Below are 16,030 nucleotides of genomic sequence, written 5' to 3' on the forward strand. Positions count from 1 at the left end.
CGGGTCCTGACAGGAAAAGTAACGGTCCCTTTCCTATTTCAGCCGGTTGGCATAGAGCGGGAACCGCTTCATCATGGCGTTGACCTGCACCTTGATGGCCGCCAGCTTCTCATCGTTGCCGATACTGGCCACGGCGTCGGCGATAAAGGTGGCTACCTGTTCCATTTCCGCTTCCTTCAGGCCGTGGGACGTGGCTGCCGGTGTCCCGATCCGGATACCGGAGGTGACGAACGGGGAGCGGGTTTCAAAAGGAACGGTGTTCTTGTTGACCGTGATCCCGGCCTTGTCCAGGGCCTCCTCGGCCGCCTTGCCGGTGGTCTCGGTGCCGGAGAAATCAACCAGCATCAGGTGATTGTCGGTGCCGCCGCTGGTCAGTTTGAAGCCCTTGTTCACCAGGGCCTGGGCCAGGGCCTGGGCGTTCTTCACGATTTGCTGCTGATAGACTTTGAACTCCGGTTGGAGCGCTTCCTTGAAAGCCACCGCCTTGGCGGCGATGACGTGCATCAGCGGGCCGCCCTGGATACCGGGGAAGATCTGGGAATTCAGCCCCTTGGCAAGTTCCCCGCGGCAGAGGATCATGCCGCCGCGCGGGCCGCGCAGGGTCTTGTGGGTGGTGGTGGTCACGTACTCCGCATAGGGGACCGGGCTGGGATGCACCCCGGCCGCCACCAGGCCGGCGAAATGGGCCATATCCACCATGACCACCGCCCCCACCTTGTCGGCAATGGCGCGGAAGGCGGGAAAATCGATGATGCGGGGATAGGCGCTGGCGCCGACCACGATCATTTTCGGCTTGTGCTGTTCGGCCAGGCGCTCCACCTCGGCGTAATCGATGGTCTGGGTTTCGGGGGAAACGCCGTAGGGTACGATATTGAACAGTTTCCCGGAGAAGTTGACCGGGCTGCCGTGGGTCAGATGGCCGCCGTGGGACAGGTTCATGCCCAGGATGGTATCGCCCGGCTTGCAGGCGGCAAAATAGACCGCCATATTGGCCTGGGAGCCCGAGTGGGGCTGGACGTTGGCATGCTCGGCACCGAACAGTTCCTTGGCGCGCTCGATCGCCAGGTTCTCGACCACATCCACCTGGTCGCAGCCGCCATAGTAGCGCTTGCCCGGATAGCCCTCGGCGTATTTGTTGGTCAGGATGCTTCCCTGGGCCTCAAGTACCGCCTCGGAGACGAAATTTTCCGAAGCGATCAGCTCCAGGTTGTACTCCTGGCGTTCGGTCTCGTGACGAATGGCTGCGGCAACCTGGGGGTCAAATTGGTCGAGAATCGACATGGCGTATCTACTCCTTCATGGGATGGATTCAGTCAGCAGGGGGTTGAAAAAGAGGGAGCGGGACTTGAGGTCAAGTCCCGCTGTCGATATTTTTAGTAATCATGCACCCGGGAGGCTCTCAACTGCAACGGTATTTTTGTTCCAATCGGGCGATCTTGTCCAGCCTCTTCTGGTGCCGCCCCCCCTCAAAGGAGGCGTCCAGCCAGGCGGCAACCAACTCCCGGGCGGTGGCTTCGTCGATCACCCTGCCCCCCAGCACCAGAACATTGGCGTCGTTGTGCTCCTTGGACATACGGGCCATGAAGGCATCCGTCACCAGGGCGGCGCGAATGCCGGGCACCTTGTTGGCGGCAATGGAGATACCGATACCGGTCCCACAGACCAGAATGCCGGCATCCGCCTCGCCGTGGGCGACCAGAAGCGCCACCCGTTCGGCAAAATCGGGGTAATCCACCGAGTCCTCTGAATTGGTGCCGGCATCGGCAACCTGGATATCCCTCCCCTGCAGGAAGGGGATAAGGGATTGTTTCAGGCCAAAGCCGCCATGGTCGCTTCCCAGTGCGATTTTCATGTCATACCTTCTTGATGAGCAGCGAGGCGTTGGTACCGCCGAAACCGAAGTTGTTGCTCATGGCGTATTCGATCCTGGCCTCGCACGCGGTGTTGGGCGTGTAATCGAGATCGCATTCCGGGTCCGGTTCTTCGAAGTTGATGGTCGGCGGAATGACGCCCTTCTCCATGGCCAGGCAACTGAACACTGCCTCGATACCGCCGGCGGCGCCCAGAAGGTGGCCGGTCATGGACTTGGTCGAGGAAATCTTCACCGTATGGGCATGGTTGCCGAAGACGCGCTTGATGGCCATGGTTTCGTACAGGTCGTTCATGGGCGTCGAAGTGCCGTGGGCATTGATGTAGCCGACCTGTTCGGGGTTGACCCCGGCATTGTCCAGGGCCATCTTCATGCAGCGCGCGGCGCCCTCGCCATCCGGCGCCGGAGCGGTCAGGTGATAGGCGTCGCCGGTCAGGCCATAGCCCACGACCTCGGCATAGATCTTGGCGCCGCGTTTTTTGGCGGCTTCGTACTCTTCCAGGATCACGATACCGGCGCCTTCGCCCATGACAAAGCCGTCACGATTCTTTTCGAAGGGGCGCGAGGCCGCCTGCGGGTTGTCGTTACGGTCGGAGAGCGCTTTCATGACGGAAAACCCGCCGATGCCGAGCGGCGTCACCGTTGATTCGGTCCCCCCCGCGATCATGGCGTCGGCGTCACCCCGTTTGATGATGTGGTAGGCGTCGCCGATGGAATGGGTGGCCGTGGCGCATGCGGAAACGGAAGAGATATTCGGTCCCTTGGCGCCATACTTTATGGAGATATGGCCAGGGGCGAGGTTGATGATCAGCATCGGGATGAAGAAGGGGGAAATCTTCTTGTAGCCCCCCTCAAGAAGCGCCGTATGGTACTTCTCGATGGTCGGCAGCCCCCCAAGACCGGCCCCGACGAGCACCCCTACCCTCTCGGCGTTCTCCTCCGTGATGGCCAGACCGGAGTCCTCCATGGCGAAGTGAGAAGCTGCCAACGCATACTGAATAAAGAGATCCATCTTCTTGATCTCTTTCTTTTCAATGAAATCCTCGGGGTTGAAATCCTTGACCTCACCGGCAATGCGCACCGGCATGGCCGAGGCGTCAAAGCGGGTAATCAGGTCGATACCGGAACGGCCGTTGATAAGCGCATCCCAGTTTTTCGCGTTGCCGCATCCAAGAGGAGAAACGACCCCAACACCGGTAATTACGACTCTTCTCATAATTGTATGCTCCTGGTAGATAATGACGGGGTGGAACCGGATAAACAAAAAGAGGGGAGTCTCTCCCCTCCCCTGTTTCGTAATCGGTCGTCCGTATTAGCTGTGCTCGGTAATGTAGTCGATGGCGTCCTGAACGGACTGGATCTTTTCGGCGTCCTCATCGGGAATCTCGATGTCGAATTCCTCTTCAAGGGCCATGACCAGTTCGACGGTATCCAGGGAATCGGCGCCAAGGTCATCCATGAAGGAGGCTTCGGGAACCACCTGAACCTCTTCCACACCCAGCTGCTCTGCAACTATTTCCTTTACTCGCTTTGCAATGTCAGACATCTTTCACCTCCGTGTTGTAGTAACCCGTAACAGGTCGTAGTCGATTTGAGCTACAGCTTCTTAACAATGAACGAATCAAAAGTCAAAGATTTATTTGTTGCCTACATGTACATCCCGCCATTGACGGAAAGCACGTGTCCGGTGATGTAGCCCGATGCCTCGCTGGCGAGAAATACCACCGCATTGGCGATATCGTCGGCGCTGCCCAGGCGCTCCAGGGGGATCTGAGCGGTCAGTTCGGCCCGCACCTTGTCCGAGAGGGCATCGGTCATGGCGGTGGCGATGAAACCGGGGGCAACGGCGTTGACCGTAATGCTGCGTTTGGCCAACTCCCGGGCATTGGACTTGGTCAGCCCGATCAGGCCGGCCTTGCTGGCACAGTAGTTGGCCTGACCCGCATTGCCCATCTGGCCGACCACCGATGCGATATTGATGATCCGGCCGTAACGCTGCTTGGTCATGACTTTGGAAACGGCACGGGTGCACAGGAACGCCCCCTTCAGGTTGACCGTAAGCACGGCATCCCAATCCTCTTCCTTCATGCGCACGAGAAGGCCGTCACGGGTAATGCCGGCGTTGTTCACCAGGATATCGACCCGTCCAAAAGCCTCCATGGCGGCATCGATCATCCGTTCCGCATCCTCAGGGACGGTGACGTTCCCCACAACCCCCAAAGCTTTCCCGCCGGCAGCCTTCAATTCGGCAACAATGGCGTCGGTTGCGGCCTGGTCCATGTCGACGGCAACGATCGTAGCTCCTTGTGCGGCCAGGGCCAGGGCGATGCTCCGGCCTATCCCACGGGATGCGCCCGTGATGACAGCTATTCTATCCTTTGGCATTAGCTACTCCTTTCTTCTTTCAGCAGCGCATGGCGCTGAAGTGAGTACATATATCTATCTATTTGTCGGCAAACGTAGCCTTCAGGTCGGCTTCGGCAACCAGTTTGCCGGCCACCTGCACCTTGCCGGTAAAATTCCATATGCCCCGTTTGCAGCCGACAGCCTCGAGTTCGAGGCGGAGCTGGTCGCCGGGAACGACCGGCTTGCGGAACCGGGCGTTGTCGATACCCACAAAATAGGTGACCTTGGAGCGGACGCTTTCGTCCGACGAGACATAGGCCAGGATCGCGGCAACCTGGGCCATGGCCTCGATGAGCAGCACCCCCGGCATGACCGGGTGTCCGGGAAAGTGCCCCTGGAAGAACGGCTCGTTGATGGTGACATTCTTGATGCCGACGATGCGCTTGCCCGTTTCCACCTCTTCAATGCGATCCACCAGCAAAAACGGATAACGATGCGGCAAGACCTTCATGATCTCGTTGATATCGAGCATAGCTTCTCCCTGCGTGATTACGGCTAAGCCGATTCCAGATCAAGGCGCTCTCTCGTCTTCGGCTCCCCGACGCACGACTCCGTACACCTTCGTCGCCTCAAGCCTCACCGCCTTGATTTTGAAATCGGTACTACGCGGTCAGCGCCTTCAGGCCGGCACTATCCTCGATATTTGCCGTTTCCACCTCTTTGGAAATCCGCTTCACCAGACCCGACAGCACCTTGCCGGGACCGATCTCCACAAACCGCGTGACCCCCTGCTCCACCATGCCCGTTACCGACTGCTGCCACAGCACCGGAGCGCAGACCTGGGTTACCAGGAGCTCCTTTACGCGGCCATTGTCGGCATTCGGCGCGGCATCGGCATTGGCGACCACCGGGAGGCTCATCTGATTGGCCGCAACCGCCTCCAGTACCCCGGCGAGCCGCTCGGCAGCCGGTTTCATGAGGGGGCAATGGAACGGGGCGCTGACCGGCAGCAGCATGGTCTTCCGGAAGCCGCGCCCTTTGGCGATCTCGATGGCGCGCCCCACGGCGCTGCTGTGGCCTGCGATCACGATCTGGCCGGGCGAATTGAAGTTGGCCGGCGCCACGACCTCTCCCTGAGCCGCCTCACGGCAGATATCCTCAAGCACGTCCCGTTCGATGCCCAGCATGGCGGCCATGGAACCGGTGCCGACCGGTACCGCTTCCTGCATGAAGGTGCCCCGTGCCCGGACGGTCCTGACGGCATCGGCAAAGCCAAGCGCCCCGGAACAGACCAGGGCCGAATACTCGCCCAGGGAGTGTCCGGCCAGATAGTCGGCATGGAGCCCGGTTTCCTGCTCGACCGCCCGCAGGATAGCGATGCTGGTGGTCAGGATGGCGGGCTGGGTTGTGGCGGTCAATTTCAGTTCGTCTTCGCTGCCGGCAAAGCAGGTGGCGGACAACTTCATGCCAAGGGCATCGTCAGCCTCTTCAAAGGTCCGGCGGGCAACCGGAAAGGCCTCGGCCAGTTCCTTGCCCATCCCCGGGTATTGGGAACCCTGTCCGGGGAATATGAAAGCGGTTTTACTCATGAGAGACACCTTTCAATGAATAAAAATATCCTTTGGTTCCGTGTCTGATCCAAATTCGGGGGAAGCAGGCTACCAGCGTACCAGGGCGGAACCGTAGGTAAACCCTCCGCCAAAGGCATCCATCAGGATGATGTCGCCAGCCTTGATGGCGCCGGAGCGGTTTGCCTCGTCGAGGGCGATCGGAATCGATGCGGCCGACGTGTTGCCGTAGTTGTGAAGATTCACAAATACCCGCTCCTCAGGTAGCCCCAGGCGTTTGGCGGTTGCGTCGATGATGCGGCGATTGGCCTGGTGGGGAATGAACAGCGATATATCGGAAGGCGACATGCCGTTTGCCGCAAGGGCGGCGGAGGCGGCCTCTTCCATGGCCCGCACGGCATGCTTGAAGACGTCGTTCCCCTCCATGCGGATATAATAGAGGCGCTCGTCAATGGTGCGCGGATTGAAAGCCGGGTTCCTGCTCCCGGCGCCGGGCAGATAGAGCTGGTCCCAGTGGGAACCGTCACTGAATATGTGGGTGGAGAGGATGCCGTTCCCGTCCGCGCAGGCCTCCACCACTGCGGCCCCGGCCCCGTCTCCAAAAAGGATGCAGGTGTTCCGGTCGGTCCAATCGACCACGCGCGACAGGACCTCGGCTCCGATGACCAGGGCCTTCTTTGCCATGCCGGCGCGAATATGGGTCGTGGCGATGGACAAGCCGTACAGAAAGCCGGAGCAGGCGGCAGAGAGGTCGAACGCTGCCGCTTTATGCGCCCCAAGCTCCTTTTGCAGGATGCAGGCGGTTGCCGGAAAGGGAAAATCGGGGGTGACGGTGCCGAGAATGATCAGGTCGAGCTCATCGGCGCCAATCCCGGACATGGCAAGGGCGCGTCTGCCGGCTTCGGCGGCAAAGGTAGAGGTGTATTCGCCCTCGACGGCGATACGGCGCTCCCTGATGCCGGTTCGGGTGGTGATCCACTCGTCACTGGTTTCGACCATCTGTTCCAGGTCGTGATTGGTAAGGACTTTATCCGGCAGAGAGGAACCGGTTCCGGTGATCCGGGCTCCCGACATGGCATGCTCCTTCATGCGGCCGCCTGGTTTTTCAGGCCGTCGCGCTGCGTGTTGACCATGCTGTTTTCCGACAGTTTCTCCGCCACCCGCTCGGTGACGCCGCTTTTGGCGTAGTCATGGGCAAAGCGTACGGCATTTTTGATCGCCTTGATATTGGAACCACCATGGCAGATCATGCCCACGCCATTGATGCCCAGGAGGGGGGCACCGCCGTATTCGGCATAGTCGACGATCTTCTTGAAACGACGGAATGCGCCGTGCACGAAGAGATATCCGAGTTTCGACACCCAGCTCTTGACGATCTCTTCCTTCAGCATCCTGGCGGCCGCTTCCGCAAGTCCCTCGGACAGCTTGAGCACCACGTTTCCCACAAAACCGTCGCAAACGACCACTTCCACCGTGCCCTTGAAGATGTCGCGCCCCTCTACATAGCCGGCGTAGTTGAGCGACGTTTCCCTCAGGATGGCGTTGGTTTCACGGGTCAGTTCATTGCCCTTGGAATCCTCCTCGCCGTTGGACAAAAGACCGACGGCCGGGTTGGTAATCCCCATGGCATAGTGGGCGTAGACCTCACCCATGATGGCAAACTGGGCCAGGTGCTGCGGCTTGCAATCCACGTTGCCCCCCACATCCAGCACGAGGGTCTGCCCCTTGAGGGTGGGGAATATCTGGGCGATGGCTGGGCGCTCGATACCGTTGATGCGCCTGAGCACGAACATGCCCGCCGCCATGGTGGCGCCGGAGTTTCCGGCACTGACTGCGGCGCAGGCCTTCCCTTCCTTGACGAGTTCGAACGCCAGGCGTACGGAAGAGTTTTTCTTCTTGCGCACCGCATCAGAGGCGGAGTCGTGCATCCCGACAACTTCACTGGCGTGGAAGATATCGATATCCAGGCCATTTGTCTGATGTTTGGTCAACTCGGCCTCAAGCCTGGCACGATCACCCACCAGGGTTATGGCTATGCCGAATTCACGGCACGCGGCAACGGCTCCGGCGACTTCCACGGATGGGGCGTTATCCCCTCCCATTGCGTCAACGGCAACTCTCATCATTCCCGGTAGTAACACGGACGGCAGCGCTTACTGAGCCGAAGAAAGATCGATGACTTCTTTGCCCTTGTACGTGCCACACGTCGGACATGCGCGGTGGGGAAGCTTGGGAGATTTGCACTGGGGGCAGGACGAAACCGACTGTGACGTCAGGAAATCGTGAGCCCTTCTCATATTTTTCCGGGATTTGGAGGTTTTCTTCTTGGGTACTGCCATAGCGACTCTCCTTTTTTCGGTGGAACGGCACCGCCGTCACCTTGATGATTATCGGGAAACCTTGAAATCCTTCAAGGCGCTGAACTTGAAATTAATTTCATCGCGTCCGCAGGAACAGTCTCCCTGGTTCAGGTCTATCCCGCACGTCGGGCACAACCCTTTGCATGTTTCACTACACAGCGGCTTGAACGGAACCTCCATGGCGACCTGCTCTTCCACCTCATGGGTAAGGTCTATCTCATCGCCGCTGTAGGTGGCCGAGACGAGGTCCTGATCATTCAGCTCGGTCTCCTCTTCGTCGCTTTCCTGGCTCAGTGGGCCTTTGCGGAAAAAGATCGTGAAGCCCGAGGCGATCTCCGTTTCATAGGATGCGAGACACCGGGAGCAGGTAAAGGTTGCCGGCACCGTGACATTACCCGCAATCCGCAGATGGTCATATTCACGCATGGCGCTGATCTGGCCCCTGACAGGGCCGGTGAAGGCGCACGTCCCGTCGGCCTGCATCCCCGAAAGCACCGGAAAGGTGTCGATCGGCTCATCTATCTGTATAGTAAGCGCTTTCTCCTGAATATGGTCAACACTGATTTTCATGCATCAATCCGTATCCGTCGCCCAACAACAGCGCTTAAAATAGAAAGCTAGTTAGTATATGCAACGCGACCGGTTTGTCAAGACAATTACAACCAAGCCGAGTCAGGATGCGCATATTCCGGCGAGGATACGCCTCATGAGCCCCGCGGGCGGCATGGTCCCGGTCCAGATACGAAAGGCCAACTCCCCCTGGGCCGCCAGCATCCCCAGTCCGTTTGCGTGGCGCACCCCCAGCCGCCGGGCCTCGTGGAGCAGCGGCGTGACCGGCGGTGCGTAGACCATGTCGTAGACCACGCCTTCAGGGGGCAGCGCCCCGAGGTCGAGCCCCGCAATGGCTTCGCCGTGCATGCCCAGCGACGTGGTGTTCACCACCAGGTCGGCTTCATGAAGCGATGCCGTCACCCGACCACCGTAGTCCGCAACCACGAGGGCCACATCGGGATAGCGTTCCCCCAGGGCTTCGGTCAGGGCCTCGGCCCGGTCCCGGCTGCGGTTGGCAACGATGATCCGCCGGGCGCCGGCCCGGCAGATGGCGGCTATGGCGCCGCGGGCCGCGCCGCCGGCGCCGATGATGACCACGGTGCGCTGCTCGGGAATAAAGGCACATTCCTCGGCCAGTGCCCTGACCAGGCCGTCGCCGTCGGTATTGTAGCCGATCAGGCGTCCGCCCTCGTTGTTGACGGTATTGACGGCGCCCGCGGCGGCGGCGCTTTCGTCGAGTCCATCAAGATACGGTATGATGGCGGTCTTGTGAGGGATGGTCACGTTCACCCCCCTGACGCCGAGGGCGCCCAGGCCGGCGACAGCCTCGCCCAGGCGTTCCGGCGGCACATCGAACGGAACATAGACGCCATCAAGACCGCCCTCCTGCAGGGCGGCATTCTGCATGGCCGGGGAGAGGGAGTGGCACACGGGATGGCCGATGATACCGTAAACCTTGCAGGAACCGCTCAGAGAGGCAAACACCCCGTCACCTCGCCATGCCGTAGCGCATGAGCACCTGTTGAATATTGGCCTGCAGCTCCGGTGCGATCTGCCCGGCCATTGCCAGCATTCGCATCCCTTCAGCGGAGCGGCCCACACTGAGCAGAAAATCGCCGGCCTCAAGATAGCTGGAAGCATAGATCAGGATTGCCTTGCCGGTGTCCAGGTCGAGGAACGAAATCTTCTCCAGAATGCCACGGTTATTGTAATTTTCCCACACCGAAATATCGGGTAGCCCCACCGGCTCGGAGCTGCGGCGCATACGGTAGACCAGCCCCTTCTGGACCGGAACATATTCATTGAAGGAAACCGAATAGCGGGTCGAAAAGTCAACATACACCGGCCGCACACCGATTTCCTCGGCAATGGCTACACGCAGGCAGGCTTCAGGGTCCAGGCTCTGGACATCCAGCTGTTTCAGGGCGGAGTTCCGGAAAACCCTCGGCATGGAGTCGAGATACCAGCCGAATACCAGATGGGGCGTATGGGGCAGGTCCACATCCTCGCGCATCCGTTCGACCCCTTGCAGGTACCAGAGCGGGAAGGCGCCGCTATCGCCCCAGGTGAACATGATCGTGTTCTGGGGCAGTGACCGCAGGGAATTGGTGGCATAGTCATAGGCGATGTAGTTGTCGTGCTGGTCATTCTCGTAATAGTTCACGGCGCACAAGGATACCGGCAGCATAAAAAACATGACCGTCACCAGGAGATACACCCGCATGTCGTAGCGTTCGGGCAGCCGTGCCCTGCGTAGCGCGAACCCGAGCAGATGAAACAGGCCGATGCCGATCAGCACGGCGCTCAGCAGATAAAGCGGGGTAAAGAATTCCTCGGTCAGAAAGATGGTCTCGTTCGGCGTGTTGAAATAGCCGGCTATGACGGCGAGGAACGTACCAACGCCGGCCAGATAGGCGATGGCCACATCCCTCTGCTTCCGCCAGAGGCATACCAGGGCCAGGATCACCAGAGCCCCGCCCAACCAGGTAAATTCGTGGGGGATGTTGAATGCCTTGATCTGGGCCCACCACAGCGAGGCGTTGCGGGTATGGGGCTCGGCCGGGTACCCCTTGCGCAGGAAATGCCACATGAACTGTCCGTAGGTCTTGGGGTCCCCCCAGTTCAGCAGGGGGTTCTGGGTTGCCCGCAACGGCAGGTAGAGGTGTACGGAAAACCCCAGCAGGGCAAAGGCCGTAGCCAGGATCAACTCCTTGACTCTCAGGATCATGCGCCAGTCGGCCAGCACGATCAGCAAAAACCATGACGGCAACAACAGTACGACCGACTGGTGGGCCGCCATGCTCATCCCAGCCAGGAAGGTGCATGCATAGACATAGGCCGGGCGCTCGCTGCCGTTGCGGTAATGCTCGCGCCATTGCAAAAGCAGGAGGAAAATGACCGCCGTAATGAAGGCGAGCAGGGGATAGGGTTTGTCATGATTGGATTGGAGCCAGAGCCGCGGGGTGACGGCAAAGGCGAGCGCAGCGGCCAACCCTGCCGCCTTGACGGCAAAGCCGGCAAAACGTTCCTGTTCCACAATCCGTTCGTCCTTGAGAATGCGGAGCGTGAGGAGGTAGACGCTCAGGCAGGCCAGGGACGAAGAGAACGCCGTGGCCATATTGATGCGGAAGGCGATATTGCCCAACGGCAGCCAGGTAAAAGGTTTGGTGTACATGAGAAACAGGGGGTACCCGGGCGAATGGGCCGACCCCAGGGCATAGGAGGCGGTCAAAAACTCGCCGCTGTCGAAAAAGGTCACCGAAGGGGCCAGGGTCGCCATGTAGATCCCGAAAGGTATGATGAAAGCCAGGATCGGATACGGATCCACGCATTCCGGGAGAAGCGATCTCCAAAAACCGAATGAGAGTTTTTTCTTCATGAAGCCTCACCAGCCTTTCGAACCGAATCAAGTGATATCCCACCGCTCCAGAGGTGATAAAATCCGGCGATGATAACAGGGAAGAAAGCCGTGCCGTGGATGATCAGAGCGATACTGATCGAGGTGGCATCGGCGATGCCGAAGGCTGAAAGCCCCTTGAAACAGGCATAATGGTAGGTGCCGATAAAGCCGGGAGAAGCCGGCACCATCACGGCAAACACCAACAGCACCAGGATGAACATGGAAGCGGTGATGGGGAGATGAATGCCAAAGCCCCGAAGCGTCATATCCACCGGCAGCACCGCGAACATCCAGATGAAAAACGATGACGCCACAAGGGCCAGGACATGCCCCCCCCGGCTGGACAGCCGGATGCCGGCGATAAACGAGCCCAACAGCGGCACGAGGCGCTCGCTCACCCTGCCGGGGAACGGCTTCAGCAGCCACGCCACCAGTTTAAGGGTCCGCATGGTCTGCCGTTTCAGCAGGTACAGGAACACGAGCACGCCGCAGTAAAGCAGAAACATGGCCACGCCGCCGGCTCTGAGCGCCGTTTCGGCATCGGCCATATTGCCGGGCAGATGCAGGGTGAACAGGGTGGCCAGGAGCATCAGGAGCACCGTAAAGCCGTCGAACAACCGGTCGATTACCAGGGATGCGAACACCGCCGGCGTTTCCATTCCTTCACGCCGGGCCAGGACATAGGCCCGCACAAACTCCCCCAGCCGGGCCGGGAGCAGGTTGTTGGCCATATAGCCGATAATGGTTGCCGGGTAGAGCGACGACAGCGGGATCGATTTCTCGGAGATCAGCAGGTAATGCCAGCGCACCGCCCGCAGAAAATAACTGATAAAGGTGAAGAGCACCGCCAGCGCGATATAGCGGTAATCCACCATCCGCAGGGCGGCACCGAGCTGCCGGAAATCGATCTTCCTCAGCAGCAGCGCCATGAAAAAGACGCTGATCCCGATTCCCAGCCAGAACTTCACGTCAAAAGTGCGTTTCACGTCATTCTCCGATCTGTTCCGGGGAAAACAAGGGCTTGATCAGGCTCTGATCGGCCGCAGCCAGAATGGTTCTGGTGGTGGCCACATCCTGCTGGATAGCCGCGATGAGCGCCGCCGCATCCGGGAATTTCATCACGCCCCTCAGGCGCTGCACAAAGCAGATGGCGATCTCGCGACCGTAGAGCTGACCGGAAAAATCAAGCAAAAATGCCTCGATGGTCCGCACCCCACCCTCGAAGGTCGGGTTGTTGCCGATGTTGCAGGCACCCTGCAGGATGCGGCCATCCACGGCAACCATGACCGCATAGACGCCATCGGGGGCAGCAGTTCGTTGCGGGTCGAGATGTTGGCGGTGGGAAAACCGAGGGTCTGGCCGATCTCCCGGCCATGCACGACCGTACCCGAAATAACGTGATACCTGCCCAGAATACCGGCCGCCGCCGGCATGTCGCCGCGGCCTATGAGGCGGCGCGCCAGGCTGCTGCTGAAGATGGCGCGCCCTTCCCCGACCGGACGTATGTCCTCCAGGGTAAAGCCGCATTCCTTCCCCAGTCGCTCCAGCGTTTTCTGGTTGCCCTGGCGGTCCTTCCCGAAGGCGTAATCATGGCCGATGACGATGTGGCGCATCCCCAGGCCCCCCATGAGGATGTCGCGCACAAATGCCTCGGCCGGCATCCGGGAGAATTCGGGCGTAAAGCTGATCGCCGCCAGGCAATCCACGCCTGTTTCGGCAATGAGGGCCGTCTTCTGGGCAAATGTGGTAATCAGCGCGGGGGCCTTTTCAGGGGCCAGCACCGCCAGCGGGTGCGGCTCGAAGGTAACCACCACCGAGGGGAGGCCCCGGGCGGCGCTCGCTGCCTTCACCTGTCGAAGCAGCTCGACATGCCCACGATGAACTCCGTCAAAATTTCCAATAGTTATAACGGAACTGTCAAAGTTTTTCTTTAAAGCTTCCGAACCGGTCAGTACACGCATACCGCAAACGTCCTATTCGCCATTGAGAAATAAAAACTACCCTATCAGCGCCAGCTCCAGCCGCTGCCCCCAGCGACGCAGCAGCTCTTCCTTGAGAGGCCCATGGCCGTCCGCCGACAGGTCCGGGTCCTGTTCCAACAGTCCGAACGCCGCCTGACGCGCCTGCTCCAGGATGCTCCCGTCGCGAAGGATATTGGCAACCCGAAAATCGGGCATGCCCGATTGACGGATACCGAGAAAATCACCGGGTCCGCGAATCTCCAGATCGGCTTCGGCAATACGAAAACCGTCGTTGGTCGATTCCATGACCCGAAGACGCTTTTCGCCATCCTCGGAGAACTTGCCGGCGGTCAAAAGGATGCAACGGGACCGAGCGCTGCCCCGCCCCACCCGCCCCCGCAACTGGTGCAGTTGGGAAAGCCCGAAACGTTCGGCATGTTCGATGACCATGACCGTGGCATTGGGGACGTCGATTCCCACCTCGATGACCGTGGTGGACACCAGGACGTCCAACTCGCGGGCCTTGAAGGCCCCCATCACGGCCTCCTTCTCGTCCGGCGCCATGCGGCCGTGCAGCAGGCCGATGCGCAGTTCGGGAAACACCGCCCGGCTCAAATGTTCGGCCATCTGGCTGGCCGCCTTGAGGTCCGATTTCTCTGATTCCTCCACCAGAGGGTAGATGATGTACGCCTGCCGCCCCTGGCGCACCTCCTCACGGATCGCGTCATACACCTGCGGACGCCGCGATTCGAAGGCGATTCGCGTCGCCACCGGCGTGCGGCCCGGCGGAAGCTCGTCGATCACCGATAACGACAGATCCCCGAACAGGGTCATGGCCAGGGTGCGGGGGATCGGGGTAGCGGTCATCACCAGGATGTCGGGATTGGTGCCCTTCTTTTTAAGAATGCCGCGCTGCAGAACACCGAAACGGTGTTGTTCGTCAATGACCCCCAACCCCAGGCGGGCGAATTCGACCTTGTCCTGGATGACCGCATGGGTGCCGATGACGATCTGGGCACTGCCTGACGCCACGCGCCCCAAGGCCTCCGACTTGGCCTTGCCCTTCATGCCCGCGGTAATCAGCACGGTTTCGACACCCAATTCGCTGCAAAAACGGTGGATGGTGTGCCAGTGCTGCTCGGCCAGAATCTCGGTCGGAGCCATGATGGCCACCTGATGGCCGTTTTCCACCGCAATCAACGCCGCCATCAATGCAACCAGCGTCTTGCCGCTCCCCACATCCCCCTGCACCAGCCGATGCATGGGATGAGGCGCCATCATGTCCGCCTTGATCTCGGACAGGACCCGGCGCTGGGCGCCGGTCAACTCAAAAGGGAGCATCTTGGCCAGCTGCTTGGTGTAGCGATGGGTCACCTGGAAGGCGATTCCCTCCTCCATGGCCACGCCGCGCTTTTTCAGGGCCAGCCCCAGTTCCCAAAAGAAGAATTCGTCAAAGGCGACGGCCCGGTGCGCCGGCGTGCGCCCCTGGTTGAGCTCGTCCAGTCCGGCCTCGGACGGCGGCAGGTGCAGGTCCCGCACGGATTGCCGCAGGCCGGGCAACAGCAAGGGCTTCAGGATGGCTGCGGGGATCAACTCCTGGAGAGAGCCGAGGAACCCGTCCGCCACCTCCTTCATCACCCGTCGCATGACCTTCTGGCTCAGCCCCTCGGTCAGGGGATACACCGGCACGATCCTGCCGAAGTTGACCGGGTCGGCATCCAGGACCTCCTGGATGTCCCTCCCCTCCTCGAGCCACTCCACGTCCGGGTGGTGCACCTCGCGCTGGTAGCCGAACTGGGAGACCTCGCCGACGAAGACGCCGGTTCGGCCTGGCTTCCAAACCCGTTTCATGAAGGTGGGATTGGCATTGAACCACTTGAACACGATGGAACCGCTGTCATCCGCCACCTGGGCCTCGAAGAAGCGTCTTCCGTTCTTGGTGGCAGCGCTGTCGGCAGACAGCACTTTCCCGGAAAATGCCGCACTGAAACCGGGTTTCAAGCGGGCAATGGGGGTCAGCTCGCGGCGGTCCTCGTAGCGGTGCGGCAACAGGTAGAGGGCATCCTCGACGGTCGTGACCCCCCGCTTTTCCAGCAATTCCGAAAGCTTCGGCCCAACCCCCTTGATGAACTGCATGCGGGTCTGGAGGTTCTTGCGGGCAATGGTTTCCTTCAACGCGGCACCATCCTCGCGGGGGTAAACCTTTCCCGGCTCCGGCGTTTTCCCCGTCTCTTTCACTGCCCCGCAACGGGGCTCCTCCCCTATCCTGCGGAGCACCAGGGCCCCTCCCGCCTCCGGTTCAACGGAAACGGCCCCACCCGGCCCGATACCGAGATGATCGAGCAGTTCAGGAGGGATGGCCAGGGAGTTGTCGGGCGAAAGCGTTATCTTCGGCACGGGACGGCTCTCAATTCCGGGACGGCTCGGGCGGGTTCATGCACCTTTCCGGAAAGGTGTGCGGGACTGACAACGGT

At 60.4% G+C, this 16,030-nt stretch carries 15 protein-coding genes and 1 pseudogene; all 16 read right to left on the reverse strand.

Annotation, left to right across the window (positions count from 1 at the left end; translation table 11 throughout):
• Positions 1-33: 33 nt before the first annotated feature.
• Positions 34-1,281 carry a serine hydroxymethyltransferase gene (glyA, locus tag FO488_RS09155; protein WP_149210279.1) on the reverse strand — a complete coding sequence of 416 codons (1,248 nt, stop codon included), beginning with the start codon at positions 1,279-1,281 and terminating at the stop codon, positions 34-36.
• A gap of 118 nt (positions 1,282-1,399) precedes the next feature.
• On the reverse strand, positions 1,400-1,852 hold the full coding sequence (gene rpiB, locus FO488_RS09160) for a ribose 5-phosphate isomerase B (RefSeq protein ID WP_149210280.1): 453 nt from the start codon (positions 1,850-1,852) through the stop codon (positions 1,400-1,402).
• 1 nt (position 1,853) lies between these two features.
• Positions 1,854-3,086 carry a beta-ketoacyl-ACP synthase II gene (gene fabF / locus FO488_RS09165; protein ID WP_149210281.1) on the reverse strand — a complete coding sequence of 411 codons (1,233 nt, stop codon included), beginning with the start codon at positions 3,084-3,086 and terminating at the stop codon, positions 1,854-1,856.
• A 96-nt stretch (positions 3,087-3,182) separates the two neighbouring features.
• Entirely contained in the window at positions 3,183-3,416 is a 234-nt protein-coding gene (gene acpP, locus FO488_RS09170) for an acyl carrier protein (RefSeq protein WP_149210282.1), read from the reverse strand.
• Between the two features lie 101 nt (positions 3,417-3,517).
• Positions 3,518-4,255 (reverse strand): 3-oxoacyl-[acyl-carrier-protein] reductase, encoded by a 738-nt coding sequence (fabG, locus tag FO488_RS09175; protein ID WP_149210283.1) that lies wholly within the window; start codon positions 4,253-4,255, stop codon positions 3,518-3,520.
• A gap of 58 nt (positions 4,256-4,313) precedes the next feature.
• Positions 4,314-4,748, reverse strand: a complete 435-nt coding sequence (gene fabZ / locus FO488_RS09180; RefSeq protein ID WP_149210284.1) for a 3-hydroxyacyl-ACP dehydratase FabZ — start codon at positions 4,746-4,748, stop codon at positions 4,314-4,316.
• A 130-nt stretch (positions 4,749-4,878) separates the two neighbouring features.
• Positions 4,879-5,805, reverse strand: a complete 927-nt coding sequence (gene fabD / locus FO488_RS09185) for an ACP S-malonyltransferase (protein ID WP_149210285.1) — start codon at positions 5,803-5,805, stop codon at positions 4,879-4,881.
• A 69-nt stretch (positions 5,806-5,874) separates the two neighbouring features.
• Positions 5,875-6,858, reverse strand: a complete 984-nt coding sequence (locus FO488_RS09190) for a beta-ketoacyl-ACP synthase III (protein ID WP_149210286.1) — start codon at positions 6,856-6,858, stop codon at positions 5,875-5,877.
• An 11-nt stretch (positions 6,859-6,869) separates the two neighbouring features.
• A complete protein-coding gene (plsX, locus tag FO488_RS09195; protein WP_149212135.1) occupies positions 6,870-7,907 on the reverse strand; it encodes a phosphate acyltransferase PlsX in 1,038 nt (345 codons plus the stop codon).
• Positions 7,908-7,937: 30 nt separating this feature from the next.
• A complete protein-coding gene (gene rpmF, locus FO488_RS09200) occupies positions 7,938-8,123 on the reverse strand; it encodes a 50S ribosomal protein L32 (RefSeq protein ID WP_149210287.1) in 186 nt (61 codons plus the stop codon).
• Between the two features lie 48 nt (positions 8,124-8,171).
• Positions 8,172-8,714 (reverse strand): DUF177 domain-containing protein, encoded by a 543-nt coding sequence (locus FO488_RS09205; protein WP_149210288.1) that lies wholly within the window; start codon positions 8,712-8,714, stop codon positions 8,172-8,174.
• Between the two features lie 102 nt (positions 8,715-8,816).
• Positions 8,817-9,680, reverse strand: a complete 864-nt coding sequence (aroE, locus tag FO488_RS09210) for a shikimate dehydrogenase (RefSeq protein WP_149210289.1) — start codon at positions 9,678-9,680, stop codon at positions 8,817-8,819.
• Between the two features lie 4 nt (positions 9,681-9,684).
• Positions 9,685-11,574 (reverse strand): DUF2723 domain-containing protein, encoded by a 1,890-nt coding sequence (locus FO488_RS09215; protein ID WP_149210290.1) that lies wholly within the window; start codon positions 11,572-11,574, stop codon positions 9,685-9,687.
• Positions 11,571-12,581, reverse strand: a complete 1,011-nt coding sequence (locus FO488_RS09220) for a lysylphosphatidylglycerol synthase transmembrane domain-containing protein (RefSeq protein WP_149210291.1) — start codon at positions 12,579-12,581, stop codon at positions 11,571-11,573. The genes FO488_RS09215 and FO488_RS09220 overlap by 4 nt, the downstream gene beginning before the upstream one ends.
• A 1-nt stretch (position 12,582) precedes the next feature.
• Positions 12,583-13,556: pseudogene (locus tag FO488_RS20645) on the reverse strand (bifunctional riboflavin kinase/FAD synthetase).
• A 36-nt stretch (positions 13,557-13,592) separates the two neighbouring features.
• Positions 13,593-15,953: an ATP-dependent DNA helicase RecG gene (gene recG / locus FO488_RS09230; protein ID WP_149210292.1), complete on the reverse strand. Its 2,361-nt coding sequence runs from the start codon at positions 15,951-15,953 to the stop codon at positions 13,593-13,595.
• Positions 15,954-16,030 lie beyond the last annotated feature (77 nt).

This window comes from Geobacter sp. FeAm09 (assembly GCF_008330225.1).
GTDB lineage: Bacteria > Desulfobacterota > Desulfuromonadia > Geobacterales > Pseudopelobacteraceae > Oryzomonas.

Excerpts from the sequence above, each read along its gene's own strand:
- glyA (WP_149210279.1), bottom strand. The coding sequence starts at position 1,281 with ATGTCGATTCTCGACCAATTTGACCCCCAGGTTGCCGCAGCCATTCGT.
- rpiB (WP_149210280.1), bottom strand. The coding sequence starts at position 1,852 with ATGAAAATCGCACTGGGAAGCGACCATGGCGGCTTTGGCCTGAAACAA.
- fabF (WP_149210281.1), bottom strand. The coding sequence starts at position 3,086 with ATGAGAAGAGTCGTAATTACCGGTGTTGGGGTCGTTTCTCCTCTTGGA.
- acpP (WP_149210282.1), bottom strand. The coding sequence starts at position 3,416 with ATGTCTGACATTGCAAAGCGAGTAAAGGAAATAGTTGCAGAGCAGCTG.
- fabG (WP_149210283.1), bottom strand. The coding sequence starts at position 4,255 with ATGCCAAAGGATAGAATAGCTGTCATCACGGGCGCATCCCGTGGGATA.
- fabZ (WP_149210284.1), bottom strand. The coding sequence starts at position 4,748 with ATGCTCGATATCAACGAGATCATGAAGGTCTTGCCGCATCGTTATCCG.
- fabD (WP_149210285.1), bottom strand. The coding sequence starts at position 5,805 with ATGAGTAAAACCGCTTTCATATTCCCCGGACAGGGTTCCCAATACCCG.
- FO488_RS09190 (WP_149210286.1), bottom strand. The coding sequence starts at position 6,858 with ATGTCGGGAGCCCGGATCACCGGAACCGGTTCCTCTCTGCCGGATAAA.
- plsX (WP_149212135.1), bottom strand. The coding sequence starts at position 7,907 with ATGAGAGTTGCCGTTGACGCAATGGGAGGGGATAACGCCCCATCCGTG.
- rpmF (WP_149210287.1), bottom strand. The coding sequence starts at position 8,123 with ATGGCAGTACCCAAGAAGAAAACCTCCAAATCCCGGAAAAATATGAGA.
- FO488_RS09205 (WP_149210288.1), bottom strand. The coding sequence starts at position 8,714 with ATGAAAATCAGTGTTGACCATATTCAGGAGAAAGCGCTTACTATACAG.
- FO488_RS09215 (WP_149210290.1), bottom strand. The coding sequence starts at position 11,574 with ATGAAGAAAAAACTCTCATTCGGTTTTTGGAGATCGCTTCTCCCGGAA.